Origin of the sequence: Pseudomonas folii (assembly GCF_014357575.1) — a bacterium.
Classification (GTDB): domain Bacteria; phylum Pseudomonadota; class Gammaproteobacteria; order Pseudomonadales; family Pseudomonadaceae; genus Aquipseudomonas; species Aquipseudomonas folii.
This window is the reverse complement of the sequence record NZ_JACONW010000006.1, coordinates 78,419-84,481: the sequence shown is the minus strand read 5'-3', so window position 1 is coordinate 84,481 and position 6,063 is coordinate 78,419. Positions and strand designations below refer to the sequence as shown.

The 6,063-nt window shown below is 59.4% G+C and carries 5 protein-coding genes; 2 read left to right on the top strand and 3 right to left on the bottom strand.

The window, feature by feature from the left end; genetic code table 11:
• Positions 1-27 precede the first annotated feature (27 nt).
• The 3 genes from H8S59_RS02885 to H8S59_RS02875 form a co-directional block, all read right to left on the bottom strand.
• A complete protein-coding gene (locus H8S59_RS02885; RefSeq protein WP_187520449.1) occupies positions 28-1,032 on the bottom strand; it encodes an asparaginase in 1,005 nt (334 codons plus the stop codon).
• Positions 1,033-1,059: 27 nt separating this feature from the next.
• The gene (locus H8S59_RS02880; RefSeq protein WP_027898151.1) at positions 1,060-2,508 is read right to left on the bottom strand and encodes an alanine/glycine:cation symporter family protein; all 1,449 of its coding nucleotides are present in this window, start codon (positions 2,506-2,508) and stop codon (positions 1,060-1,062) included.
• Positions 2,509-2,736: 228 nt separating this feature from the next.
• A complete protein-coding gene (locus H8S59_RS02875; protein ID WP_087269243.1) occupies positions 2,737-4,161 on the bottom strand; it encodes an aspartate ammonia-lyase in 1,425 nt (474 codons plus the stop codon).
• Positions 4,162-4,444: 283 nt separating this feature from the next.
• Here H8S59_RS02875 and H8S59_RS02870 point away from each other — a divergent pair, with 283 nt between their 5' ends.
• Together H8S59_RS02870 and purE are read left to right on the top strand one after the other, a co-directional pair.
• Complete coding sequence (locus H8S59_RS02870; protein ID WP_187520448.1) at positions 4,445-5,356, top strand: LysR substrate-binding domain-containing protein; 912 nt, start codon at positions 4,445-4,447, stop codon at positions 5,354-5,356.
• A 213-nt stretch (positions 5,357-5,569) separates the two neighbouring features.
• Positions 5,570-6,061, top strand: coding sequence for a 5-(carboxyamino)imidazole ribonucleotide mutase (gene purE, locus H8S59_RS02865; RefSeq protein WP_027902272.1), 492 nt, complete (start codon positions 5,570-5,572; stop codon positions 6,059-6,061).
• Positions 6,062-6,063: the final 2 nt, after the last annotated feature.

Below are 6,063 nucleotides of genomic sequence, written 5' to 3'. Positions count from 1 at the left end.
GAAATCATCCGACAGGAGCTTCTCGACTTAGCGCAACTCCCCACACAAATCCACTTCCACCAACCGGCGCACTTCATCCAGCGGCAGACCTGCACCCAGCAACAGGTGCAGCTTGCCCAGCGTTGCTTCGCGGGTCATGCCGCCACCAGACAACACGCCTGCACCGCGCAGACGGCTTCCCGCTTCGTAGACGTCCAGTTCGACGCCACCCTCATGGCATTGCGTGATTGCAACGACGCAGATGCCTTGTTGGTGGGCGCGTTCCAGACTGGTCAGGAACGCCGGGTCATCGCTGGGACCGGTGCCGCTGCCGAAGCATTCAAGCACCAGACCCTGTATTCCGCTGTCGATAACAGCGTTCAACTGGGCCGCACCGATGCCGGGAAACAACGGCAGGATGGCGACGCTGGCCGCGACTTTAGGCTGGCGGTATTCCAGCTGCGCAGGGCGCGCAGTTGGTGTTTCGTCGCTGTGGGCGCGATTCAGCGCTGCGAACGGATGGCGACCGAAGCTGCGGATTTTTGCGCAGCGGGTCGGGGCCAGCAGTTCACCGTGGAAGAACAAGTGCACGCCCGATGTCAGACCTTTGCCCAGCGCGACCAGCGAGCCGTTGACGTTTTCCCAGGCATCGCTGTCCGGAACGCCAGCGGGCAACATTGAGCCCGTGAACAGCACCGGAGCATCAAGCCCCAGCAACTGGAAGCTCATGGCGGCGGCGCTGTACGCCAGTGTGTCAGTGCCGTGAAGGATCAACACCGCGTCGCAGCCATCGACATCAACTGCTTCGATAACTGCTTCGCGCAGACGCAGCCAGTAAGCCGGTGTCATGTTGGCGCTGTCGATCAACGGTGCCATCTCACGAAAGCGCCACTGTGGAACCACCAGATCAGGCAACTCGGCCAGTTGCCCGGCCATGCGCGCCTCGAAACCTGACGCTGGAGCCAGACCGTTGGCGCTGGCCTGCATGCCGATGGTGCCGCCGGTATAAAGAACCATGACTCGCTGAGCGGGTTGTGGCTGTTCATGAGTCATGGTTCTTCTCCGGTATGACGTTAGCTATCAGGCTTGGGTGGCAGGCTTTGCCGTGGCCTCAACCGGGTTGACCGGCGTGTGGTCAGGGTTTGCAGGCCATGCGTTGCGGTCCAGGTCCAGATCCGGGAATTGGCTCGAATCGAATACTGGAGTCTTGATGCCTGCCTTACGTTGGGCATCGTAGTCACGCAGGATGCGCATGGCGACTTTGAACAACATTGCCAGGGCGATCAAGTTGACGAAGGCCAGCAGCGTCATGGTGATGTCAGCGAAGGCGAACACGGTGTTGAGATCAACGACGGCACCCCAGAGGATCAGCACCAGTACGAAAACCCGATAGCCGACGATAGCTTTCTTGCTCTCACCCACCAGGAAACGCAGGCTGTTTTCGCCCAGATAGTAGTTGTAGAGAATCGAGGTGAAGACGAACAGCGCCAGGGCAACGCTGATGAAGATACGACCCCAGTCACCCACCACGGCGGCCAGCGAGTTCTGCGCCAGAACAATACCGTTGCCGCTGTAACCCACGTCGTAGATGCCCGAGAGCAGGATCAGCAACGCGGTGCAGGTGCAGATCACGAAGGTGTCGAGGAACACGCTGAACGCCTGAACCACACCTTGTGAAATCGGGTGCTCGACCTGGGCAACGGCGGCCACGTTTGGCGCACTGCCCAGACCGGCTTCGTTAGCGAACACGCCGCGCTTCACACCCATGACGATTGCGCTGCCGATCAGACCGCCAAACACCGGGTCCAGACCGAAGGCACTTTTAACGATAGTCGCCAGCATGGCCGGAACATGGTCGATCTGCAGGACAATGACGTAGATGGTCACGGCGATGTAGATCAGGGTTTTGACCGGCACCAGCAGGTCCGAGATCGCGGCGATACGCTTGATGCCACCGACGAATGCAAGGCCCAGCAGCACAACCAGGCAGATGCCGGTGGTCATGGTGTCGATGCCGAACGCGCCTTTGAGCGAGTCGGTGACTGCGTGGGATTGCAAGCCGTTGAAGGCAAAACCGAAGGTCACCAGCAGCAACACTGCCATGACCATGCCGAGCCAGCGCTTACCCAGACCATGCTGGATGTAATACGCCGGACCACCACGGAACTGGCCTTCGGAGTCTTTGCGTTTGTACAACTGAGCGAGTGAACACTCGATGAAGCTGCTGGCCATGCCCACCAGTGCGGTGACCCACATCCAGAATACGGCGCCCGGTCCGCCCAATGTTACGGCGATACCAACACCGGCAATGTTGCCTGCGCCGACCCGACCAGCAAGGCTGAGCATCAATGCCTGGAAAGAACTCAGTTGGCCCGTGCTGTTACGTAAACTATCCCTGAAAACAGCGAACATGTGGAAAAAGTGGCGAAACTGAACGAAACGCGAACGAATCGTGAAGTAACCGCCGAGCCCTACGATCAGTACGATCAGCACTTTACCCGAAAGGAAGTCGTTGATGACTTCAAGCATTGGAGAATCCTCGCTGTTGTTTTTAGGGGCGCGCACTATACCGGTGCGCTCGTCTTGCGTCTGCAATACTTTTCCGTTCCAGTGCAGCGGCACGTCCTTGTCGTTCTTGGCAGTTGGCGTTTTGCAGGTAAAAAAAAGGGTCCGGAGAGAATCATCTCTGGACCCCCAAAAGGGTGGGGGGTGTCTAGTCCCCCAGCCTGGTGAGCGTGGTGCTGTCGAACATTTGCATCAGGCCTTCAACGGGACCAGACGCGGAGCAATCATGTTTTCCGGCCGCAGGATGTCGTCGAGCATCGCGTCGTCGAGCAAGCCTTCTTCGCGGACCAGTTCCAGTACGCCGCGGCCGGTTTCCAGCGCGATACGGGCGATACGGGTGGCGTTTTCATAACCGATGTACGGATTCAGCGCGGTGACCAGGCCGATGGAGTGTTCGACCAGTTCGCGGCAGCGGGTTTCGTTGGCGGTGATGCCGACGATGCAATGCTCGCGCAGCATGTCCATGGCGCGTTGCAGCAGGCGAATCGAATCGAAAATCTTGTATGCGATCAGCGGCTCCATCACATTGAGCTGCAACTGGCCGCCTTCGGCTGCCATGGTCAGTGCCAGGTCGTTGCCGATGATTTCGAAAGCAACCATGTTGACCGCTTCCGGGATTACCGGGTTGACCTTGCCAGGCATGATCGAGCTGCCTGGCTGACGCGCTGGCAGGTTGATTTCGTTGATGCCGGTGCGTGGGCCGCTGGACAGCAGGCGCAAGTCGTTGCAGATCTTCGACAGTTTGACGGCGGTACGCTTGAGCATGCCGGAGAACAGCACGAAGGCGCCCATGTCGGAAGTGGCTTCGATCAGGTCAGCAGCCGGCACCAGCGGTTGACCGCTGATGATCGCCAGACGATCGACGGCAAGCTTCTGATAGCCAGGGTCGGCGTTGATGCCGGTACCGATGGCAGTACCGCCCAGGTTTACTTCAGTCAGCAGTTCTGGTGCCAGGCTGCGCAGACGGTTCAGGTCTTCGGTCAACGTCGTGGCGAAAGCGCGGAATTCCTGGCCGAGGGTCATCGGCACAGCGTCCTGCAACTGGGTACGGCCCATTTTCAGGACGTGGTTGAATTCCTGGCCCTTGGCTGCGAATGCCTGAATCAGGCTGTCGAGGCTGGCCAGCAGGGCGTCGTGACCCAGCAGCAGACCCAGACGAATGGCGGTCGGGTAGGCGTCGTTAGTCGATTGCGCCATGTTGACATCGTTATTCGGGTGCAGCTGTTTGTAATCGCCTTTCTCGAAGCCCATGGCTTCCAGAGCGATGTTGGCGATGACTTCGTTGGCGTTCATGTTGGTTGAAGTGCCAGCGCCGCCTTGAATCATGTCCACCACGAAGTGCTCGTGGAAATCGCCGCGAATCAGACGTGCACAGGCCTCACTGATAGCCGCATGCTTGGCTGCATTGAGGTGGCCCAATTGATGGTTTGCATCTGCGGCTGCCTGTTTGACCATCGCCAGCCCTACAACCAGCTTCGGGTAGTGGGAAAGCGGAACACCGGAGAGGTGAAAATTGTTCACCGCTCGCAGCGTCTGAATACCGTAATACGCGTCAGCAGGTACTTCGAGAACACCAAGCAGGTCTTTTTCGATGCGCGATGATGCAGGCGAGGACATGATAGAGATAGTCTCAAGAGAGGCACGGACAAAGCCGGAACGCCGCCGATACTGGTCTCTACGGTGATTTTTGACCAATGCTGTTACATACTGGGCCATGCCGAAACGGCATAATGTACGTGTGACGCCAGCGGTGTTGCTGTCGTGTATATACATCTGCAGCCGGAGAGTGGCTGCTCTGGTAGGAGCCAACTTGTTGGCGAGAGGGCTTGATGCGGTGTATCAGGTTCACTTTCTCGCGAACAAGTTCGCTCCTACCGGTTTTTGGCCTGGAGGGAACAACATGAATCTGGAAAGCAAATGGCTGGAAGACTTCAGCGCGCTAGCCTCTACGCGCAGTTTTTCCCAGGCGGCAGAGAAGCGTTTCGTGACGCAACCAGCCTTCAGTCGGCGCATTCGCAGCCTTGAAGCGGCGCTGGGGCTGACGCTGGTCAATCGCTCGCGTACGCCCATCGAACTGACGGCAGCTGGCCAACTGTTTCTGGTCACCGCGCGTACCGTGGTCGATCAACTGGGCGAAGTATTGCGTCACTTGCATCACCTGGAAGGCGGGCAGGGTGAAGTCATGCAGGTTGCTGCGGCGCACTCACTGGCGCTGGGCTTCTTCCCGCGCTGGATCGCTCAACTGCGCAACGAAGGCCTGAACATCGCGACCCGGCTGGTCGCCACCAACGTTGGCGACGCGGTGCATGCCTTGCGTGAGGGCGGCTGCGATCTGATGCTGGCGTTCTACGATCCGGACGCCGCCCTGCAAATGGACCCGGAAATCTTTCCGTCGCTGCACCTTGCGCACACTGAAATGCTGCCGGTATGCGCGGCCGATGATAGCGGGCAGCCGTTGTTCGGCCTGGAAGATGGCAGCAGCGTGCCACTGCTGGCCTACAGCGCCGGTGCTTTCCTGGGGCGTTCCGTGAACCTGTTGCTCCGCCAGCGAAACCTGCGCTTCACTACGGTCTATGAAACCGCCATGGCCGACAGCCTGAAAAGCATGGCGCTGGAAGGTCTTGGCATTGCCTGGGTACCCCGACTCAGTGTGCGTGCCGAGCTGGCGCGCGGTGAGCTGGTGGAGTGCGGCGGCCCACAATGGCACATTCCGCTGGAGATCCGCCTGTATCGCTGCGCCTTGGTGCGCAAGGCCAACGTGCGGTTGTTGTGGCGCAAGCTCGAGAGCTCTGCGACACCCGATGGCGCTTGACCCGCAGGTCAGTAAATCCGTGGTTTACAGGTCACAGGCACCTCACAAGACAGATGGTCACGAGGGGTGCTTCAAACGCAACTCTTTGGGGTATACTGCGCGGCCTTTGGCCGGCTCGACCGGTCATTATTCGTACAGCAAGCCACGCCGGTCCTCCCGCGTGGCTTGTTTGTTTTTTGATGCGCCTGCGGGCGCCCGATGAGAGGCACGACGATGAGCGCACTGGTTGGCGTGATCATGGGCTCCAAGTCCGATTGGTCCACCCTTAGCCACACCGCCGATATGCTGGAAAAGCTCGGCATTCCGTACGAAGTGAAAGTGGTGTCTGCGCACCGCACTCCGGATTTGCTGTTCCAGTATGCCGAACAGGCTGAAGCACGGGGCATTGAAGTGATCATCGCCGGTGCTGGCGGTGCTGCTCACTTGCCGGGCATGTGTGCGGCCAAGACCCACCTCCCGGTGCTGGGCGTTCCAGTCCAGTCCTCCATGCTGTCGGGCGTCGACTCGCTGCTGTCCATCGTGCAGATGCCAGCCGGTATTCCGGTTGCGACCCTGGCCATCGGCAAAGCCGGTGCGATCAACGCAGCACTGCTCTCGGCCAGCATCCTGGGCGCCAAGCATCCACAATTCCACGCAGTGTTGAAGAAATTCCGCACTGAGCAGACAGACAGCGTTCTGGACAATCCAGACCCGCGCGACGCCTGAGG